This is a genomic window from Lentzea flaviverrucosa, from assembly GCF_003350445.1.
Classification (GTDB): domain Bacteria; phylum Actinomycetota; class Actinomycetes; order Mycobacteriales; family Pseudonocardiaceae; genus Lentzea; species Lentzea californiensis.
This window is the reverse complement of sequence record NZ_QQAU01000008.1, coordinates 60,997-83,761: the sequence shown is the minus strand read 5'-3', so window position 1 is coordinate 83,761 and position 22,765 is coordinate 60,997. Positions and strand designations below refer to the sequence as shown.

The 22,765-nt window shown below is 73.9% G+C and carries 2 protein-coding genes; both read right to left on the bottom strand.

Annotated features, from left to right (window positions below; translation table 11 throughout):
• Window positions 1-431: 431 nt before the first annotated feature.
• The gene (locus DFR72_RS24560; protein ID WP_090066832.1) at window positions 432-16,262 is read right to left on the bottom strand and encodes a non-ribosomal peptide synthetase; all 15,831 of its coding nucleotides are present in this window, start codon (window positions 16,260-16,262) and stop codon (window positions 432-434) included.
• The gene (locus DFR72_RS24555; RefSeq protein WP_170176380.1) at window positions 16,259-22,609 is read right to left on the bottom strand and encodes a non-ribosomal peptide synthetase; all 6,351 of its coding nucleotides are present in this window, start codon (window positions 22,607-22,609) and stop codon (window positions 16,259-16,261) included. The genes DFR72_RS24560 and DFR72_RS24555 overlap by 4 nt, the downstream gene beginning before the upstream one ends.
• Window positions 22,610-22,765 lie beyond the last annotated feature (156 nt).

Sequence of the window (22,765 nt, the reverse complement as noted above, 5' to 3'; positions counted from 1 at the left end):
GCCCGAGATTCCTCTCCAACAGATGACCGACTCTCCGGCCTCGTGGACCACAGTCAGTGGCCAAGCCCCTTGATCAGTTCGTCGGTGCGCCACCGTCCCCAACGACCTCGCCGGTCAGAACGCGCCGCTGCACGACATCCGGCACCGGGCCTGCGGCCCGATCGGCGGTCGGACCGCCGCACGTCCACGTCCGCTATGCCGCCGAGCGTGCACGCCGGCCTCAGACGAGACAGAGCCGATGAGCCTTGGGAGCACGGAGTGGGAGCAAAGTGGGAGCAACTCCGTGCATCGAACACGCCTGAACGATCCTCAACGGGACCATGCAGTCGACGTGGAAGAAGTCGCACGCCGCTTGGGCACGCAGGAATCGCCGCCACGACGTGTCGGAGAGGGCGGCATCCGCAGACGCTTCATCTTCACCGGGTGAGTTCCTACTCCTCCCCCAGGTGTTCGCGCAGCACGCGGCAGATCTCGTCGGCCGGACCGGGCAGGTACATGTCCCCGTGCGCGCACCGGATGTCGTGCCGCCACACCGATCCTGTGGTCAGCGGCACCCACAGGTCGGAGAACGGGCCGTCCTGTCCTTGCATCGCGTTGAAGAAGAGCACATCGCCGTCGAACACCGGAGAGTGGAAGTCCTCCATCAGCTTGGTGTGGTGCTGGATCACAGCGACCGCGCCGTCCAGCAACGGTGCCTGATCGACGGTCATGTGTTCACGCAGGTGCTCGTGGATCTCCTCGGCGCTGGGCGGGGTGTGGGACCTGAGGTAGTCGCTGGGCACGCTGTCGAAGAGGGCCAGCAACGCCACCTCGTGGCCCTCGGCCCGCAGGCGGGCGGCCATGGCGTGGGCCAGTGTGCCGCCGATCGACAGGCCCAGCAGGTGGTAGGGGCCTTCGGGTTGCGCCGCCAGCACTTCGGCGACGTAGTCGTCGACCATGTCGTCCATGGTCGCGGGCAGCGGGGTCGTGCCATCGAAGCCCTTGGCCTGGATGCCACCGGCGGGGCGGTCCCGCGGCAGTTTCGCCGCGAAACCCAGGTAGAGCCAGCACAGACCGCCACCTGGGTGGATGAACCACAGCGGTTCGGCGGATCCGGTCGGTTTGATCGGCAGGACCGCTGCGAACGGGTCGCCGTCGAGCACGGGGCCTTCCTCGCTCAGGTGTGCGGACAGTTCGGCCACTGTGGGGTGGTCGTACACGGCGCGGACGGGCAGGTCCACGCCCAGTACTGACCGGACTCGCGCCAGCAGGCGGGTCACCAGCAGCGAGTGGCCGCCCGCCGCGAAGAAGCCGTCGTCGACGGTGAGGTCCCGCACGCCGAGCACCTCGCAGAACAGTCCTAGGAGGATCTCCTCCTGCGTGGTGCGCGGCTGCCTGCCGGAACCGGCCGAGGTGCTGCCCGGCGCGGGCAGTGCGGTCCTGTCCACCTTGCCGCGCGAGGTGTACGGGATCTCGTCGATGAGCGCCAGCGCCGACGGGACCATGTGGGCGGGCAGGCGGTCCGCCAGGTAGGCGCGGAGGCGGTCGAGCAGGTCGGGGCCGGCGATCGCGTCCGGCACCGCGTACCCCACCAGCCTGCGGTCGCCCGCGTTCTCGTCGACCACCACGAGACCCCTGGCCACCTCGGGGTGTGCGGCCAGCGCGGACTCGACCTCGCCCGGTTCGATGCGGAAGCCCCTGATCTTGACCTGGTCGTCGGCGCGGCCCTGGAACAGCAGCGCGCCGGCGGGGGTGCGGACCGCGAGGTCGCCGGTGCGGTACATCCGCTCGCCGGGGTGGAACGGGCTCGCCGTGAAGCGGGTGCTGGTCAGGCCGGGGCGGTGGACGTAGCCGCGGGCCACGCCGGCACCGGCGACGTACACCTCGCCGACCACGCCCGGCGGTACCGGGCCGAGAGCGCCGTCGAGCAGGTGCAGGGTCGTGTCCGGAACCGGCTCGCCCATCGGTACGGCCTCGCCCGCCACGAGCGGGCCGCTCACCGTCGCGCAGCCCGTCGCCTCCGTCGGGCCGTAGCCGTTGGTCATCCTGCGGCCGCCGGCCCATGCCGCGACCACGTCGGGCGGTGCGGCCTCCCCGCCGACGATCAGGCTTTCCAGCGTGGGCAGTGAGTCCGCCCGCATCACGGCGAGCATCGCGGGCGGAATGAACGCGTGCGTCACCCCGTGCCGTGCCACCGTCGCCGCCAGCGCGGGGCCCGCGGCGAGGTCGGCCTTGTCCGCCATGACCACGCGGGCGCCGCTGAGCAGCGCGGTGAGGATCTCGCACAGCGACACGTCGAAGCTCGGCGAGGCCAGCGCGAGCATGCGTGCCGCCGGCGTCACGCGCATGCGTGCCGCCAATGCCGCCACGAGGCTCGCGATGCCCGTGTGCGGAACCGCCACGCCTTTGGGCAGACCGGTGGAGCCGGACGTGTAGATCACGTACGCGGTGCCGGCCAGCAGCGGCCCGCACGGACGGGCGCCCTCCGGCAGCGGTTCGTCCACCCTGAGCAACGGGGTGGGCAGGCAGGCCAACGCCGCCTCCGTGGCGGCGTTCGCGAGCACCAGGCGCGCACCGGAGTCGGTGACGACGAACTCGACGCGCTCGGCCGGGTAGGCCGTGTCGACCGGCAGGTAGGCGGCGCCCGCCTTCAGCACGGCAAGCACCGCGACGAGCAGGTCGAGCGAACGGGGCAACGCCACCGCGACGACGTCCTCACGGCTCACCCCGCGCTGGGCGAGCGCGGCGGCGAGGCGGTCGGACCGCGCGTCGAGCTCGGCGTAGGTGAGTTGCTCGTCGCCGAACACCGCCGCGATCGCGCCGGGCGCCGCCGTCACCTGCCGGGCGAACAGGTCCGGCACCGGTGCGGCGGGTGGCCCCGCGATCGCGTGCTGGGCGGGGCGCGGGGTGCGGACGGCGCCGACCCGTACGTCCGGGTCCTCGGCGATCTGCCGCAGGACCGCGGCGAACCTCCGCACGACGGCGTCCGCGGTCGCCTCGTCGAACCGGTCGCGCTGGTACTGCACGGTGATGCGCGGCAACGGGTCGGCGACGGCGGCCACGCCCATCGGGTAGTGCGTGGTGCTCTCGGTGTCCGGGCCGGTGATCGTGAACCCGGCCGCGCGGGACGCGTCGTCGATGGCGCGCTGCTCCACCGGGAACGACTCGTAGACCATCACCGTGTCGAACAGCGCGGGCAGCCCTGCCGCCCGCCGCACCTCGGTCAGCCCGACGTGGTGGTGGTCGAGCAACGTGGCCTGCCGGTCCTGCAGGTCGGTCAGCACCTGCCGCAGCGTGCGCCACGGGGTGCTGGAGACGCGGACCGGCACGGTGTTGATGAACGGTCCCACCATTTCGGCCACGCCGGGCAGCTGCGGCGGCCTGCCGGACACGGTGGCGCCGAACAGGACCTCGCGGTTGCCGGTCAGCTCGGCCAGCACGACGCCCCAGGCGCCCTGGACGACGGTGTTGAGCGTGACGCCCATGCGCGCCGCTGCCGCCACCAGCGCTTCACCGTCGCGAGTGGACAGACAGGTGTCGATCTCGGCGATGTCACGCGGATCCACCGCCGCGCCGGTCGCGGGGGCGAGCAACGTCGGCTCGTCCACCGCCGCCAGTTCAGCAGCCCACGCGGCCACCGAGGCGTCGTGGTCCTGAGCGGTCAGCCACGAGAGGAAGCCGCGGTAGGCGGGCGCACCGCGAACCACGCCGTCCCCGGCGTACAGGCGCAGCAGGTCCCTCGTGAGCAACGGGATCGACCACCCGTCCAGCACCGCGTGGTGGACGGTCACGACCAGCTCGTGCCGGCCGGATCCCATGCGCACCAACGCCATCCGCAGCAGCGGCGGCCGGGACGGGTCGAAGTGGTCCTCGTCGTCCTCGGCGAGGAACTCGTTCAGCAGCCGGTCGGCGTCGGCCCTGCCGAGGAGGTCGACCTCGCGCCACGGCAACCGGACGCCGTCGACCACCGCCTGGACGAGATCGCCACCGGCGGTGCGGCCGAAGGCCACCCGCAGCACGGGATGCCGGTCCAGCAGAGCCTGTCCCGCCGCTCGCAGCCGGACCGCGTCGACCTCGCCGGCCAGGTGGTACACCAGCTGCACCTGGTAGGCGTCGAACCCGTTGTCCGCCACGGACGACTGGTACAGCAACCCCTCCTGCAACGGCGTCGTCGGCCAGATGTCGGACAGACCGGGGTGGCGCCGCTCCCAGACCTCCAGCTCCGGCTGGCCGATCCGCACCAGGTCCACATCGGACGGTGTGAGCCCGCCGGCGCCAGGGGTCGTGGCGTGCGCGGCGACTCCGCGCAGCACCGCGCACCAGCTCTCGGCAAGCCTGGCGACGTCGGCGCGGTCGAGCAGGCGGCGCGGGAACTCGAACCGGGCGCGCAGCACCGGCCCGTCCGGTCCGTCGACCACCACGGCGGTGATGTCCAGCTCGGCGGAGACGGGGAGTTCGTCGTCGAACGCGGAGCGCAGGCCGGTCGTCGCGGCCACGTCCTCGGTGAAGCCCAGGCCGTCCAGTTCGCCGGGCATGTCGGCGGCGGAGAAGCGGCCAAGGTAGTTGAACGCGACGCGTTCCGCGGGGAGGTGCGCGAGCGCCTCGGCCGACACGTCGTCGAGGTGGCGCAGCATCCCGAACCCGAGGCCGCGGCCGGGGACCGCGGCGAGCTGTTCCTTCACCGCCTTCACCGCCAGTGCGGCTGCCCTGCCGCCGGCGCGGACCTCGGCGAGGTTGAGCCTGCCCGCGTCCAGCCGCACCGGGTACACGGTGGTGAACCAGCCCGCCGTCCGGCTCAGGTCGGCTCCCGGCACCGCGTCCTCCTCCCGGCCGTGGCCCTCCATGCGGACCAGCAGGGACGAGTCCTCTCCGGCACCGCGCCACGCGGGCACGGCCACCGCCAGGCCCGCGAGCAGTCCGTCGTGGGCACCGCAGCGGAACACCCCCGGCACCGCGGTCAGCAGCGCCTCGGTGACGTCCGGAGGCAGTTCGACCTCGACCTCGTCGAGCGTGGCGCGGACGTCGGCCGCCGGGTCGAGGTCACGGGAGCCGAGCCGCGGGTCTCCACCCTCCAGCACCCCGGTCCACCACGGCAGTTCCTCCCGCCGCAGCGGTGCCTGCTCGGCCAGCGCGTGCGCCCAGCGGCGCGCGGACGTGCCCACCTCCGGCAGTGCCGGGGTGGCACCCGCGCGGACGCTCGCCCAGGCCGCGGCGAGGTCGGGCAGCAGGACGCGCCACGTCACCCCGTCGACGACCAGGTGGTGCAGCACGATCACGAGCCTGCGCGCCTCGGGCAGCCAGGCGAAGCGGGCGACGACACTCGCGGCGGGATCGAGCGCGCGGGTCTCCTCCGTCACGACGTCCTGCAGGTCTGCGGGCTCCGGCACGGTGCGCAGCAGGTCCTCCGCCCGCACCGAGCCGCGTTCACCCACGACCAGCTCGTCACCGGCCAGGCGGGCGCGCAGGACGTCGTGGTGGTCGACGACGGCGGCGATCGTCGCCACCAGGCCGTCCCGGTCGACGTCCTCGGGCAGCACGACCGCGGTCGCCATCGAGAACGTGCCGAATCCGGCGCCGAGACCGCGGAACCGGTGCGCCACCGGCATCAACGGCATGGAGCCGGTGCCGCCGCCGGCCAGCTCGGCCAGCGGCACGACCCCGCCACCCGCGCCGCCTGCCGCGGCGAGCCTGGCGACGGTGCGGTGCTCGAAGATCTGCCGTGCGCTCACCTCGACGCCACGCGCCCTGGCACGGCTCACGACCTGGATGGAACGGATGCTGTCGCCGCCGATGGCGAAGAAGTCGTCGTCGACCCCGACGCGGTCGGTGCCGAGCACCTCGGCGAACACGGCCGCCAGCTCCTTCTCCTCCGTGGACCGCGGCGGGCGGTAGTCCTCGTACCGCGGCGTGGGTGCCGGCAACGCCGCCCGATCGACCTTGCCCGACTGCGTGGTGGGAAACTCCTCCAGCCGCACGAAGTGCGCGGGCACCATGTACTCGGGCAGCCTCGCGGCGAGGAACTCGCGCAGCGCCGCGTCGCCGGGCAGCACGCCGCCGACGACCGGGCGCAGGTAGGCGACCAGCCCGTCCGTCCCCGCCGCCACGACCGCCTGCGCCGTACCGGGATGCGTGCCGAGCGCGGACTCGACCTCGCCGGGCTCGACCCGCTGACCACGCACCTTGACCTGGCCGTCGGCCCTGCCGGCGAACTCCAGCTCCCCCGCCGCGGTCCACCGGGCGAGGTCGCCCGTGCGGTACATACGCGCTCCCGGCGGTCCGAAGGGGTCGGGCACGAATCGCCCGGCCGTCAGCCCTGGCCGCGCGTGGTAACCGCGGCCGATCACACCACCGACGTACAGCTCCCCCGCGACACCGGGCGGCACCAGCCGCAGCGCGGGGCCGAGCACGTAGGCGCGCATGCCGCCCACCGGCCTGCCGATCGGCGCGGTCGCGGAGGTGCAGTCCACATCGGACGGAACACTGTGGACGGTTGCGTAGAACGTCTCGCTTTGTCCGTAAGCGTTCAGAACGCGCGCACCCGGCAGAGCACGCCGCACACGCCGCACCAGACCAGCGGGCAGCGGCTCACCGGCGAACACCACGGCGTCCGCGAGGACGTTGCCGTCCAGCCGATCGACGAGCTCGGCGAAGACCGTGGGCACGGCGCTGAGCACTCCGCCGGCCCAGCCGTCGCGTTCGTCGAGCGTGAGCACGTCGCGCACCACCTCCACGACCCCGCCCGAGGCGAGCGTGGAGACGATCTCGAACACGGAGACGTCGAAGGTGACCGACGTACCGGCCAGCGTCCGGGCACCCGGAGTGAACCCGACCTCGCGCAGCAGCCCCGTCACGCCGTTGACCACCCCGGCGTGCGTGATGCCCACCGCTTTCGGCACCCCGGTCGAACCCGACGTGAACAGCACGTAGGCGAGGTTGTCCGGACGTGCCCCGCCCACGACGGCAGCGCCGGGTTCCCCTGCCACCAGGTCCGCCCAGCCGACCTGCGGCACGTCCCGCGGCAGCGGCACGGTGAAGCCCTGGTCGGTGAGCACGAACGAGGGCCTCGCGTGGCCGAGCACGGCGGCCAGCCGTCGCGCCGGCGCGCGGGGGTCCAGCGGCACGTAGGCGGCGCCGGACTCCAGCACCGCCAGCACGGCGGTCACCAGGTCCGCGGTGCGCCCGACAGCGAGACCGACCAGCGTCTCCGGGCCCACGCCCCGGCGGGTCAGCGCCCGCGCGGCCCGCCGTGACCGCGCCACGAGCTCGCGATAGGTCAGCCGCGTGTCGCCGCAGACGACCGCGAGCGCGTCCGGAGTGCGCTCGGCCTGCCGGGCGACCAGGTCGGTGATCAGCGCGGGCGCGGCGGGTGCGGCGGTGGTGGCCGCGCACAGCAGCAGCTCGCGTTCGCCCGGACACAACACGTCCACGGACCCGACCCGCGTGCCGGGGTCGCGGACGAGCTGCGCGAGCACGAGGGTGAACCGTTCCGCGATCCGCTCGGCGGTGGACCGGTCGAACAGGTCGGTCGCGTACTCCAGGTTGCCGATCACTCCCCGGCCGGGGAGGTCGGCCATGTTGAAGAACAGGTCGAACTTGGCCGTGCCGGTGCCCGGCGACTCCGGTGACACGCGCAGGTCGCCGAAATCGAGGTCGCCCCAGGCGAGGTTCTGCCAGGCCAGCATCACCTGGAACAACGGGTGGTGCGCGGTGGACCGGTCGGGGTTGACCAGCTCGACGACCCGTTCGAACGGCGCGTCCTGGTTGTCGTACGCGGCGAGGGCGCGGTGGCGGACCTGTTCCACCACCTCGCCGAAGACGGGGTCGCCGTCGAGGCGCACGCGCAGCACCCAGGTGTTGACGAAGAACCCGACCAGCCCGGTGAGTCCCTCGTCCACGCGGTTGGCGATGGGAGAGCCGATGGTGACGTCCTCCCCTCCGCCGAGCCGGCACAGCAGCACGGCGAGCGCTGCCTGCAGCACCATGGACACCGTCGCGCCCCGTGCCGCCGCCAGCTCGCCGAGCGCGGCCGCCACCGCCGGGTCCAGGGAGAACTCGACGACGTCACCGCGATGACTGGCGACGGCGGGCCGCGGCCGGTCGGCGGGGATGCGCAGCGGTTGCGGCACGCCCGCCAGCTCGGCCCGCCAGTGGGCGGTCTGCCGGGACAGGAGGCTTTCCGGGTCGTCCTCCACTCCGAGCACCTGGCGTTGCCAGAGCGCGTAGTCGACGTACTGGACGGGCAACGGCGCCCAGCCGGGGGCGATGCCGGCCCGGCGCGCGCGGTAGGCGATGGCGAGATCGTGCAGCAGCGGTGCCATCGACTCGCCGTCACCCGCGATGTGGTGGACGGTCAGCACAAGCGAGTGGTCGCGGTCGCCGTGGCGCAGGACGGTGGCGCGCAGGGGCGGATCCGAGGCGAGGTCGAAGGGTCGCCGGGCAGCTATGTCCACTGTGGAGGGTTCCGCCTCGGCGAACTCCACCAGGTCCGGTACGTCCTCGACGGGCAGCACGCGTTGGTGCGGCACGCCGTCTGCGCCGAGCGCGATCACCGTGCGCAACGACTCGTGCCTGCCGACCACGTCACCGACGGCGGCGGTCAGGGCGGCCACGTCGAGTTCGCCCTCCAGCCGCAGCACGAGCGGCACGTTGTAGGTCGCGGACGGGCCCGCGAACTGGTCGACGAACCACAGCCGCTGCTGGGCGAACGACAGCGGGGGCTGCCGCGGCCTCGGGTCGGCCCGGACGAGCGGCGGCCTGACGGGTCGCTGCTCGTCCAGGCGTTCGGCCAGCGCGGCCGGGGTCGGATGGTCGAAGACGGTCCGGATCTCGAGGCCCGTGCCGAGGACGGCGCGGATGCGGTTCACCAGCCGGGTGGCGAGCAGCGAGTGTCCTCCCAGGTCGAAGAACCCGTCGGTCGCGCCGACCCGGTCGAGACCCAGCACCTCGGCGAACAGCCGGCACAGCACCTCCTCCCGCCGGGTGCGCGGTGCGCGGCCGGCGGCGGGAGCGGCGTAGTCGGGAACGGGCAGCGCGGCGCGGTCGAGCTTGCCGCTGGCGTTGAGCGGCAGCGCTCCGACCGGCACGATCGCCGACGGCATCATGTAGTCCGGCAACACCTCGCCGAGGTGCCCGCGCAGGCCGGCGACGAGCGAGCCGATCGCCCGCGCGCGCACCGGATCCGTGCACAGGGCGCGGGCGGGGCGTCCGGTGGCGCGCAACGCGCCCGCGACCGCGACGCCGGGTGCGGGCCTGGAGGGCAGCACGACCAGGTCGAAGCACTCCGGGGCGTCGGCGGACGGAGCGCACACCGGCCACAGGCCCGCCGACTCGGCCCACCGGCCGGCCAGCGCGGGGTCGAGGCCGGGCACCGGGTCGACCTCGTCGCCGAGGCGGGCGTTGGGGACGCGCTGCACGCGCACCACCTGGCCAGGCCGGTCCTCGCAGAACCGGGCCAGCTCCTCCAGGCCGCTCACCTGCCTGCCCCACACCAGCGTCGGTGCCTCCGCGACCGTCAGCACCCCGGCGGGCCGGTGGTGCAGCACCACCTCGTAGCGGTGGCGGGTCAGCTCGTTGTGCGTGGTGCCCTCCTTGAGCCGCACGTCCACCGTCACCGGCCGGCCCGCCGCCCAGCGCGAGAACCACTCCGGGTCGAGCAGCAGCTCACGTTCCACCAGCGCCGCCTGTTCGACTGCCGCCCGCACGACCTCCGGCGACGCGCCGGGGTGCCGCGCGCGGTGCGCCGCGGCGTAGAAGACCCGCGCGGTGCCGAGGCAGCGGACGTCGCCGACCACCACCCGGCCGCCGGGGGCGAGCAGGTCGAGCGCCTGGCCGAGCACGCGTTCCAGGTACTCGGCCGACGGGAAGTACTGCGCGACGGAGTTGATCACCACCGCGTCGAACGCGCCGCCGGGCAGTCCCCCGGTGTCGTCGGCGGGCTGGCAGCGCAGGCGCACGCGGTCACCGAAGCCGTTCGCCTCCGCTTTGGCGCGCAGGGCGTCGATCGCCGGTCCGGAGAAGTCGGTGCCCCAGTACTCGTCCACTTCGGACACGAGCCGGGACAGCAGCAGACCGGAACCGACTCCCAGCTCCAGCACGCGCCTCGGCCCGCCCTCGAGCACCATCGCCACGGCGGCCCGCCGCCACTGCCGCATCTCGGCCGGCGGAATCGGTTCGCCGGTGTAGGCGGAGATCCAGCCGGAGAAGTCCTCGCCCCACTCCCCCGCCGCCGCGCCGGCGTAGGTGTTGTCGTACACCTGCTGCCACTCGCTGACCTGCTCCTCGGCGAGTGCTCCGTCCACCTCGGTGCCACCCGGCACCACGTAGGCGACGAGTCGCTGGTCGTCCGGCCGGTCGTCGCGGACGAGCACCGCCGCCTGCGCGACGGCGGGATGGCTCACCAGCGCGGCCTCGACCTCGCCCGGTTCGATCCGGAAACCGCGCACCTTCACCTGGTCGTCCGACCGTCCCCGGAACACGAGCCCGTCCGGGCCCCACTCCACGACGTCGCCGGTGCGGTACATGCGACCGCCCGGCCGGAACGGGCACGCCACGAACCGATCGGAGGTCAGCCCGGGCCTGCCCAGGTAGCCGCGAGCCAGCTGCACGCCGCCCAGGTACAGCTCGCCGCGCACGCCAGGGCCCACCGGGGAGAGTCCGGAGTCGAGCACGTAGACCTGTGTGTTCCACACGGGCCGGCCCATGGGCACGCCGTCACTCGACGTCACGCCGGTGACGTCGGCCGCGGTGACCTCGACCGCCGCCTCCGTCGGTCCGTACAGGTTGTGCAGCTCGACGTGCGGCAGCACCTCGCCGAAGGTCCGCACCAGCTCCACCGGCAGCGCCTCGCCCGCGGCCTCCACCCGGCGCAGCGACCGCAGCCCGCCGCGTGCCGCCACCTCCCGCACGTCGCGGTCCAGCAGGAACGCCGCCAGCATCGACGGCACGAAGTTCACGCTGGAGACCTCGAAGTCGCGCATCAGTCCCGCCAGGCGCGCGGGGTCGCGGTGGTCCTCCGCCTCCGCGACGACGACACCGGCGCCCGTCACCAGCGGCCAGAACACCTCGGGCAGCGACACGTCGAAGCTCATCGACGTCTTCCACAGCACCCGGTCGCCCGCGCCGAGGCCGTACACCCCGTGGCCCCACCACACGCGGTTCATCAACGAGCGGTGCGACACCACCACACCCTTGGGGCGCCCGGTGGAGCCCGACGTGTACATCACGTACGCCGCGTTGTCCGGATCCACCGGCACTCGCACCGGCGCGGCGGACAACCCGGACACGTCCGGTATCTCGTCCAGCACCAGCACCGGGCGTGCGTCGCCGACGACGAACTCCAGCCGGTCGGGCGGCAGGCCCGAGTCCAGCACCAGGAACACTCCGCCCGCCTTCGCGACGCCCAGCAGCACCAGCAGCAGATCGGCCGAACGCCCCAGCCGCACGCCCACGACGGACTCCGCGCCCACGCCACGTCCGGCGAGCCACCGCGCGACCTGGTTCGACCGTGCGTCGACCTCCTCGAACGACAGCGCCTCCCCCTCGGTGGCCACCGCGATCCGGTCGGCCCAGCGCGGTACCCCGGCGCCGAACGCCCCGCCGATCGTCAGTGCGGACTCGTCGAGCTCCCGGTCCTCACCGGTGCCGAGGCCGAGCGCGATGTCCCGTTCGGCGTCCACGGGACCACCGAGCCGTCCCACCGCCGTGTGCGGATCGGTCGCCACCTGTTCCAGCACGGCCAGCAGGCGCCCGGCGATCCGCTCCACCTCGGCGTGACCGAACAGGTGGTGCTGGTACTGCAGCGCGACCCGCAGGTCGGGGTCGGCGTCCGCGGTGACGGTCAGCGGGTAGTGCGTGCCGGTGATCGGCGTCAGGCCGGTGATGCGGACCCCCGAGGAGCTGTTCGCCTCCTCGAGCCCCAGGTGGTCGACGGGGAAGGACTCGAACACCACCACCGTGTCGAAGAGGACCGGCAGGCCCGCCGCCCGCTGGACGTCGGCCAGCGGGTGATGGTGGTGGTCGAGCAGGGCGCCCTGGCGGCGGTGCAGGTCGGCCAGCACGCGGTGGAACGGCGTCCCCGGTGCGCACCGCACCCGCACGGGCACGGTGTTGACGAACAGGCCCAGCACCTCGTCCACGCCGGGCAGCGACGGCGGGCGGCCGGAGACCGTCGCGCCGAACAGCACGTCCTCGGCTCCGGTCAGCCTGCCCAGCACCACGGCCCACGCCGCCTGCACGACGGTGTTGACGGTCGTCTCGAGCTCGGCGGCACGGGCGGCCACGTGGCGTGCCAGGTCGCGCGGCAGCCTCAGGTCGACCTGACCGATGTCCTTCGCGGGCGCGTGCACGCCGGCCTGGCCTGCCAGCAACGTCGGCCCGGTGACGCCGTCGAGCTCCGCGGCCCACGCGCGTGCGGACGCGGCCGGGTCACTGGTGGAGAGCCACGCCAGGAAGTCGCGGTACGCCGGCGCGGGTGGCAGCGCCCGCCCCGCGTCGTAGAGGCGGAGCAGGTCCTTCATCAGGATCGGCACCGACCAGCCGTCGAACAGGACGTGGTGAGCGGTGAGCACCAGGTGCGCGGTGTCCTCGTCGCGGGTGACCAGTGCCATGCGCAGCAACGGTGGCGTGGTCAGGTCGAAGTGCGCGTCCCGGTCGTCGGCGAGCAGCCGCTCCAGCTCCGCGTCGGGGTCGCCGGTACCGAGGACGTGGTGACGCCATGGCAGCTCCGCGTGGCCCAGCACGATCTGGACGGGATCACCGGCGGCGTCCGGCACGAACGCGGTGCGCAGGTTCGGGTACCGGTCGAGCAGCGCCTGCCCTGCCGCGCGCATCCGCGCCGCGTCCACCGGTCCGCTCAGGTGGTGCACGAGCTGCATGTGGTAGGCGTCGAACGTCGTCCCGGCGAGCATCGCGTGGAACAGCAGGCCGCGTTGCAACGCCGTGGCAGGCCACACGTCGACGAGCCCGGGGGTGGCCTGTTCCCAGGCGTCGATCTCGGCCTGGCCGACCCGCACCAGCGGCAGGTCCGACGGCGTGAGGCCACCCGCGCCGGTGCGGGCGACGTGGGCGGCGAGGCCGCGCAGCGCCCTGTCCCACAGCCCGGCGATCTCCTCGGCGTCGGCACGCGAGAGCACGCCGGACGGGAACGCGAGGCGGGCGGTGAGCCGCTGGTCGTCACCGGATCCGGTGACGAGGGCGGTGATGTCCAGCTCGGCGAGTGCGGCCATGTCCGGGTCTGGTTCGGCGACCAGTTCGGCGGTGCCGGGCGTCTCGGTGAACCCGAGCCCGCGCGCCGCTCGCTGCCGGTCGCCCGCGGAGGTCCTGCCGAGGTAGTTGAACGCCACCTGGCCGGTGGGGAGGTCCCGCAGCCGGTCCGCGGTCTCGTCGTTGAGGTGGCGCAGCAGGCCGAACCCGAGCCCGCGACCCGGTACGGCGTGCAGCTGCTCCTTCACCACCTTCACCGCGGCTCCCGCGGCGGGCCCGCCCGCCAGCGCCTCGGTGACGTCGACGGTCCCGAGGTCGAGGCGCACCGGGTAGACGGTGGTGAACCAGCCGAGGGTGCGGGTGAGGTCGGCGCCCGGCACGCTGTCCTGCTCGCGGCCGTGGCCTTCGAGCCGCAGCAGCAGGGAGGGTTCGTCGCAGCCGCGCGACCGGCGCCACCGGGTGAGCGCGAGGGCGAGCGCGGTGAGCAGGGCGGAGTCCGTGCCCGCGCGGAACGCGGAGGGGACGGTGGTCAGCACCGCCTCGGTCGTCGCCGCGTCCCAGCGCACCCACAGCGTGTCGACGGTGCGGGTGGTGTCGACCGCCGGGTCGAGCAAACGTTTGCCCAGCAGTGGGTCCGGTCCGTCCACGATGGACAGCCAGGCCGGCAGCTCGCCGGCACGGGCCACCGCCTCGTCGATCAGCGCGTGCGTCCACCGGCGCATCGAGGTGCCGGTGGCGGGCAGCACGGGCCGCCGGCCGGAGCGCACCTGCTCCCAGGCCGCCGCGAGGTCCTCGCCGAGGATGCGCCAGGACACGCCGTCGACCACGAGGTGGTGCAGCACGACGATCAACCGGCCGGGGTGGAGCCAGACGAACTGGGCCATCACCCCCTCGGCCGGGGCGAGCCTGCCGGTCGCGGCGTCGAGCTCCGCGGCGGCCTGGGCGAGGACGTCGGCCTCCTCCGGCACGCGGGTGAGCAGTGTCGCGACGTCGACCGATCCCGGACGGTCCACGCGCAGGCCGCCGGGCAGCAGCCGCGACCGCAGCAGGTCGTGCCGGTCGACCACGGCGGTGAGGACGGCGAGCAGGTCGTTCTCGCCGACGTCCGCGGGCAGGTCCAGCACCGCCGACATGCCGAACCGGTCGATGCCTCCGCCCCGGCGCAGCAGGAACCGCGCGACCGGTGGCAGCGGCAGGAAACCCGTGCCGGCGTCGGCATCGGCCGCCGGAACCGGAGCCGCTGCGGCGCCCGCGCGGGCCGCGAGCGCGCCGACGGTCCGGCACTCGAACACCGCCCGCGGGGTGATCACGACGCCTCGGGCCGCCGCCAGCGACACCACCTGGATGGACCGGATGCTGTCGCCGCCGATGACGAAGAAGTTGTCGTCGACACCGACCCGGTCTACGCCGAGCACCTCGGCGTAGACCTCGGCGAGCACCGTCTCCGCCGGGGTGGTGGGCGCGCGGAACGGGGCGCGCCCGGCGCCGGTGACCGCACTGTCCTCAGCGGACGGGAGCCGGTCGACGAGGGTGAAAGCGGCGGGCACCCGGTCTTCGCCGCAGCGCGCCACGACGAGCCTGCGCAGCTCTGCGGGCGTCACACCGGCGCTCAGGTCCACGGAGGTGCCGCCGAGCGTGGCCGAGGTGCCCAGCGCCCCCGAGACCACGGGCACGACGTACGCCACGGTGCGCGTCCCGGACGGCACGACAGCCGCCTCGGCCACACCGGGGTGGGTCAGCAGCACGCGTTCCACGTCGCTGTCGCGTGCCGGGCACCGTCCACGGGCGGGCGGCTCGACGGGCAGGGATTCGAGCCGTGCGGAGGGGTTCTCGGCGAGCAGCTCGGCGACCGCCTCGAACCGGGCGGCGATGGCGGCGGCGGTGTCCGGGTCGTAGAGATCGGTGGCGTACTCCAGCGTGCCGCGCAGGCCGTCGCCGTCCGGGGTGAGGTTGAACTCGAGGTCGAACTTCGCGGTACCGGTGGCCAGCGGCTCCAGCACGGCGTCGGCACCGGGCAGGCGCAGCGGAACGGCGGCAGCGCTCTGCCAGGTGAACATCACCTGGAACAACGGGTGGGCGCCGGTGACGCGCGGCGGGTTCACCGCCTCCACGACCTGGTCGAAGGGCAGGTCCTGGTGTTCGGTCGCGTCGAACAACCGGTCGCGCACCTGGTCGAGCACCTCGTCGAGCCGCGGGTCACCCGACAGGTCGGCGCGCAGCACGAGCGAGTTGACGAAGAATCCGACCAGCTCCTCCAGCTCGGGTTCGCCCCGTCCCGCCACGGTCGATCCCACCACGACGTCGAGCCCCGCCCCGAGCCGTGACAGGGTCAGCACCAGCACCGACTCCACCACCATCGGCAGCGACATCCCCCGCGTCCTGCCCAGGGCACGCAGCGCCTCCGCCAGGCCGGCGGGCAGGCGGAACTCCACCGTGGCGCCGTCACCGGAGCCGGCCTCGGCTCGTTCGCGGTCACCCGGCACCGACGCCACCGCGGGCGCGCCCGTCAGCGCACCGCGCCAGAACTCCGCCTGCTCCGCGGCGACGCTCTGCAGGAGTTCGGCCTGCCACACCGCGAAATCGCCGTACTGCAGCCCCAGCTCACTCCACTGTGGACTGTTTCCGGCCAGGCGTGCCGCGTACGCCGCGGACAGGTCAGCGGCCAGGGGCGCCATCGACTCGCCGTCGGCGGCGCAGTGGTGCACGACCAGCAGCAGCACCCAGTCCTGCGCGCCGCGGCGGATCAGGGCCGCTCGCACCGGGATCTCCCGCGCGAGGTCGAACGGGCGCACAGACCACTCCCGCACCAAGGCGTCCGCGTCCGGCACCTCGACGAGCGGGACGTCCATCTCCACCTCCGCCGGTGCGAGCACGTGCTGCCGTGGAGTCCCGTGTTCACCGGCGACCAGCAGTGTGCGGAGGCTCTCGTGCCGGATGACGACGTCGCGCACCGCGGCACGCAATGCGCCGGCGTCCACCGTCCCGCGGATCCGGGCCGCGAACGGCAGGTTGTACCGCGCCGACGGCCCCTCGACCTGGTCGAGGAGCCACAGCCTGCGCTGCGCGAAGGACAAGGGAATCACGCCACACCCCCACCGGAGACCCGCCGCCGCAACCGCGGCCGGGTGGCTTTCGTGGACATCAGCCGGCCGGCCAGCCCCGCGACCGTGGGGTTGAGGAAGATCGCCCGCAGCGGCACTTCCTCCGCCAGTTCGGCGCGCACCCGTGCGAGCAGCCGGGTGACGAGCAGCGAGTGACCGCCGAGTGCGAAGAAGTCGTCGTCGATGCCGATCCGGCCCACGCCGAGCACCTCGCCGAACAACGCGCACAGCACGCGCTCGCGGTGGTCGCGGGGGTCCCTGTGGACCGGGCCCGCGCCGGGACCGCCCGGTTCGGGCAGAGCGGCGCGGTCGACCTTCCCGCTCGAGGTGGCGGGCAGCGCGTCCACGGCGACGAACACCGCAGGCACCATGTACTCGGGCAGCCGCGCCACCGCGAACTCGCGCAGCTCGGCCGGTGCCGCGGTGCCGGCGGTGTAGGCGGCCAGCCGCCCGTCCCAGACCCGCACGGCCGCACCGGTCACGGCGGGGTGACGGCTCAGCACGGACTCGACCTCACCGAGCTCGACCCGCACCCCGCGCACCTTCACCTGCTCGTCGGCCCGCCCGACGACCTGCAGGGCGCCGCCGACGACCCGGCCGAGGTCGCCGGTGCGGAACAGCCGTCCACCACCGCCCGACACGTCCGCCACGAACCGGCCGGCGGTCAGGGCGGGACGGCCCCAGTAGCCGCGCGCCACCGACAGCCCGCCGACGTAGACCTCTCCCACCACCCCTGGCGGCACCTCTGCCAACGCCGAGTCGAGGACGTGCACGCGGACGCAGCTCAGCGGCGTTCCCACAGGCGCGAAGCCGTATCCGTCGTCCTCGCCGACCACACCCGCCGACACGTAGAACGTCTCGCTCTGCCCGTACGCGTTCACCACGCGCGCTCGCGGAAAGGCCTTCCGCACCGCGCCGACCGCGCTCCACGGCAGGCCCTCACCCGCGAACACCACGTCCGACACACCGTTCGCGCCGTCGAACCGGGACAACGCCGGGACGAGCAGCGACGGCACGCCGCTCAGCACGGCGGAGCCGGTTCCTGTCAGCAGGTCGTCCCGCTCGGCCAGTTCCCCGACGTCGCGCGCCAGCTCGACGCGGCCGCCGGCGGCGAGCGTGCCGAGCAGCTCGAAGACGGACACGTCGAACCCGATCGACGCCCCGGCGACCACCAGGGCGTCCGGCCCGAGGCCCGTGCTCCCGGCGAGGCCGGGCAGGCAGGCGGCGACGTTGCCGTGGGTGATGGCGACGCCTTTGGGCGTGCCGGTCGACCCGGAGGTGTAAAGCACGTAGGCGACGTCGTCAGGGCGCACCGGCACCGGGTCGCACGGGGCGGCTGTCAGCAGGTCGCCGAGCAGCACCGCCCGCGGGCCGATCTCCGGCACGGCCTCGACCGCACCGGTGTCGGCGACCACGAGTGCGGCACGTGAGTCGTCGAGCACCAGCCGGAGGCGGTCGCTCGGGTAGCGCGGGTCGACCGGGACGTACGGGGCACCGCTGCCCAGGATGCCGAGCAGTGCGACGACGAGACCGGGGGTGCGTCCCACAGCGAGCCCGACGGGACGGTCCCTGCCCGCGCCGCGGGCACGCAGCCCGGCGGTGACCCGGTCCGCGGCAGCGACGAGCTCCGCGTAGGTGAGTTCGTGGCCGCCCCCCGCCACGGCGATCGCGTCCGGGGTCTTCGCGGCCTGGGCACGCACCTGGCCGTGGACGGTTCCGCTCGGAGGCCGGGCGGCGACGGGGCGGGTGAACGCGGCGAGCTCCGCACGTTCGTGGGGCAGCACCAGGTCCAGGTCGCCGGTGCGCAGGCCGTCGCCGCCGTCCGCGATCTGCGCGAGCACACCTCCGAGCCTGGCCGCGAGCGTCTCGGCGGCGGCACGTCCGACGTCGCCGCGGTGCTGGAGGACGACGCGCATCCCGCGCCGGCCGGGGAAGGCGAGCACGGTGACCGGGTAGTGCGTGGCCACGAGCGGCCGCAGCCCGGTGAACCGCATGCCCGCCGCGTCCGCCGCCGCCCGCATCCGTTCCCGGTCCACCGGGAACGACTCGAACGCCACGTAGGTGTCGAACAACGCGTCGTGCCCGGTGGCGCGCTGCAGTTCGGCGAGGGAGAAGTGGTGGTCGTCGAGCAACCTGGCCTGCCGGTCCTGCAGGTCCCGCACCAGCTGCCCGAACGGGTCGCGGGGATGCCACCGCACCCGCACCGGGACGGTGTTGAGGAACATGCCGACCGCGTCGCCGACGTCGTCGAGCGCAGGAGGCCGCCCCGCCACAGCGGTGCCGAAGACGACGTCACGGCGGTCGGTCAGCTTGCCCAGCACCAACGCCCACGCGGCCTGCAACAGGGTGTTCGGCGTGACGCCCCACCCCGCGGCGGCCGAGGTCAGCCCCGCACCCACCCGCCAGGGCAGCGGCACGGCCACCGCGCCACCGCCGTCGGGGGCTCCGGCGAGCACCGGCTCGAGCAACGCGGGCTCACCGCCCCCGCGCAACTCCTCACACCACGCCCGCACCGATGCGGCCTGGTCCTGCCGCTCCCGCCAGCGCAGGAAGTCCGTGAACACCGGGCGCACCGGCGTGACGACCGGAGCGGCACACGACTCCAGCAGTTCCCGCAACAGCACCATCAGCGACCACCCGTCGAACAGCGCGTGGTGAGCCGTCACGACCAGCTCCGCACTCCGCTCACCGGTGCGCAGCAGGGCGAAGCGGATCAACGGGGGCACCGCGGCGTCGAACAGCACAGCCCGGTCCTCCGCGAGGAACCGCCGCACCCCGGCCTCCGCCTCCGGAGAGCCGGTGCCGTCGTCGCCCGCGACGCTGTCGCCCATGACGATGTCGCCCATGACGTCCGGCGCCTGTCCGGGCAGCGGCTCCGCGACGAACCCGGCGGCCTGCCCGGAAGCCGGAGCGCACCGCGCCACCCCGCTCTCCCCAGCGGTGTCGTCCGGCACGGCCGAAACGTGCTCAGGGGCCGTCAGATCGACCTCCCGCCACGCCAGCGGCACCGATTCCGCGACCACCGCGGCGGGGTGCCCGGCAGGCGTGTCGGCGAAGGCCACGCGCAGCTCCGGGTGCCGGTCGAGCACGTGCCGGGCCGCTGCCCGCAGCCGGTCCGGGCGCACGTCGCCCCGGACGTGAACCACGTACTGCACGAGGTAGGGGTCGTCGGACGCGGACACGGCCGACTGGAACAGCAGGCCCGCCTGCAGCGGCGTCACCGGCCACACGTCGGCGGCGGGGCTCTGGCGGTGGGCGGACAGGTGCGCGGCGAGCCCGGCCAGTGCCTCGCTCCACCAGCCGGCGAGCTCGTCGAGTTCGGGGGCGGTCAGCACACCGGCCGGGGCGGTGAACACGGCGTGCAGTTCGGTGCGGCCGTCGCGTTCCACTGCGATGGCGTTGACGTCCAAGGCGCACAGTGCGGGCATCGCCGGGTCGTGGCCGGCGTCCAGTTCGGTCAGCTCCGGCACCTCGACCAGGTCCTCGGTCAGCTGCCACGGCTGGTCGCCGGTGGTGAAGCGGCCCAGGTAGTTGAACCCCGTCTGGCCCAGCGGCGCCTCCCGCAGGCTCTCCTCACCGGCCAGGTGGCGCAGCAGACCGTGGCCGATGCCCTTGTCCGGTACCGCTGCCACGGTCGACACGACGCGTTCCAGCGCGCGGGCGGTACCGGGGCCACCGGCGAAGACGTCGCCGAGCTCCAAGCCGCCGGTGTCGACACGGACAGGGAACATCGTGGTGAACCAGCCGACCGTGCGGGACAGGTCGGATCCTTCGACCATCTGCTCCTCGCGGCCGTGCCCCTCCAGCCGGACCAGCACCGAGTCGCCGCCCCGCTTGCGCCACACGGCCGCCACGAGCGCGGTGAGCAGGCCCTCCGCCACGGTCGACCGCAACGCCGTCAGCACCACCTCGGCCACGGCGGACGGCACCGCCACCCTGGACCTGGCGACGGTGGCCATCAGGTCGACCGCCGGGTCCAGCGGGCGCGCGCCCACCGCCGGGTCGGGTGTCCCCGCGACGGCACGCCAGTGCGGCAGGTCGCCGGACCGCCGCCGCGCCGCCTCCGCCAATCCTGCCGACCAGGCGCGGAACGACGTCGTCACCTCCGGCAGTGCGCGGTGTTCCCAGGCGGCGGCCAGGTCCTCGGCCAGCACGCGCCACGAGACACCGTCCACGACACCGTGGTGCGCGACCAGCAACAGCCTGCCGTGTCCCGAAGCGGGGTCGTGGAACCACACGCACTCCAGGACGCGGCCCTCGCCGGGGTCGAGCGACGCGCTGGTCCGCCGCACCTCGGCCGCGACCCGGTCACGCCATCCCGCTCCGGCGAAGCCCGCACACTCCACCCGGCGCACCAGGCCGTCCGCCTCCACGGTGCCGGGTCCTCCCGCGACCCAGCCATCGCCCGCCAGCCGGGCGCGCAGCAGGTCGTGGTGGTCGACCACGGTCCGCAGCGCCGCGACCAGCTCCGCACGGCCCGCGTGGTCCGGCAGGTGCAGGACGACCGCCTGCGTGAAGTGCTCGAAACCCGGTCCGCGCTCGGTGATCCACCTGGCCACCGGCGTGAACGGCATCCAGCCCGTGCCGGGGACTCCCGCACCCGCCGACCCCGCACGCTCCTGCGCGGCCTGCGCGAGCGCGGCGACCGTGCGGTGCAGGAACACGTCGCGCGCCGTCACCGCGACCCCGAGCGCCCTGGCGCAGGACACCACCTGGATCGCCTGGATGGAGTCCCCGCCCAGCGCGAAGAAGTCGTCGTCCGCCTGTACATCCCGCCCGGCGAGCACCTCGGCGAACGCGGCCGCCAGCGCCTTCTCCGCCTCGGTGTCCGCCGGTCGGCCCTCCGCCGCCGCGACGGCCGGTGCGGGCAGCGCGGACCTGTCGATCTTGCCGGAGGGCACTCGGGGGAACTGTTCCAGCACAACGAAAACAGCCGGGATCATGTACTCCGGAAGACTCCGCGACAGGTGGTCGCGCAGCACCGCGGACAGGTCGCCGCCGTGGTGCCGCACCACCTGCACGTACCCGACGAGCCGGCGGCCGCCACCGGAGCCGGGCTCTCCGTCGTCCGCGACCACGAGGGCGTGCGCGACGGCAGGGTGACCGAGCAGCGCCGCCTCCACCTCCGCCGGCTCGATCCGGAAACCGCTCACCTTCACCTGGTCGTCCACACGTCCCCGGAACACCAGACCGCCGTCCTGGCCCCACTCCACGAGGTCCCCGGTGCGGTACATCCGCGCACCCGGCTCGAACGGGCACGCCACGAACCGGTCCGCCGTCAGCGCGGGCCTGCCGAGATACCCGCGCGCCAGCTGCACACCGGCCAGGTACAGCTCACCGCTGTCCGCCGGCAGCAGGTCCGGCCCGAGCACGCGCACCCGCGTGTTCCACACCGGACCTCCCATCGACACCGCCTCGCCCGGCCCGGTCGAGGTCACGTCGGCGGCCGTCACCTCGACCGCCGCCTCGGTGGGCCCGTACAGGTTGTGCAGCTCGGTGTGCGGCAACACCTCGCCGAAGCGCCGCACCAGTTCCGCGGGCAACGCCTCTCCCGCCGCCTCCACCCGCCGCAGCGTGCGCAGGCCACCCGAGCCGGCCAGCTCGCGCACCCGGTCGTCCAGCAGGAACGCCGAGAGCATCGACGGCACGAAGTCCGCGCTCGTCACAGCGAAGTCGCGCACCAACTCCGCCAGCCGCGCGGGGTCCCGGTGATCCTCCGGCCCGGCGACCACCACGGCGGCACCCGTCACCAGTGGCCAGAACACCTCGGGCAGCGAGACGTCGAAACTCATGGGTGTCTTCCACAGCACCCGGTCGCCTGCCCCGAGCCGGTAGGCGTCCTGCCCCCACCAGATCCGGTTCATCAACGACCGATGCGTCACCACCACGCCTTTGGGCCGGCCCGTCGACCCGGACGTGTACATCACGTACGCCGCGTGGTCCGGTCCCACCCGCACGTCCAGCGGCGCGGCGGAGCAGCCCGACACGTCGGGCACCTCGTCCACCAGGAGCACCGGGCGCGCGTCCGAGATGACGTACTCCGCACGATCACGCGGCAGACCGGGGTCGAGCACGAGGAACGCGCCACCCGCCTTCAGCACGCCCAGCAGCACGACCACCAGGTCCGCCGACCGGTCGAGGCGGACGCACACCACGCGTTCCGGGCCGGCTCCGCGCGCGGCCAGCCAGCGAGCCGTCCGGTTCGACCGCTCGTCCAGCTCGCGGTAGCCCAGCGTCTCACCGGCACCGATGACCGCCGCTCTGCCGCACCATTTTCCAACACCCCCGAGAAAAGCGCCGCCCACTGTCGAGATGGCCTCGTCGACCACGCGTCGCTCACCAATCCCGCGGGTTCCAATCACGCTTCACCGCCTGCGCGTCGTGGGTTCGGACCGAAGCACCGCACGGGTCCGCGGTCGGCATTCCTGTGCGATGCTTCAGATCCGCCTGCTAACCCGTCAAGGCGCATTCACCGCATTTGCACC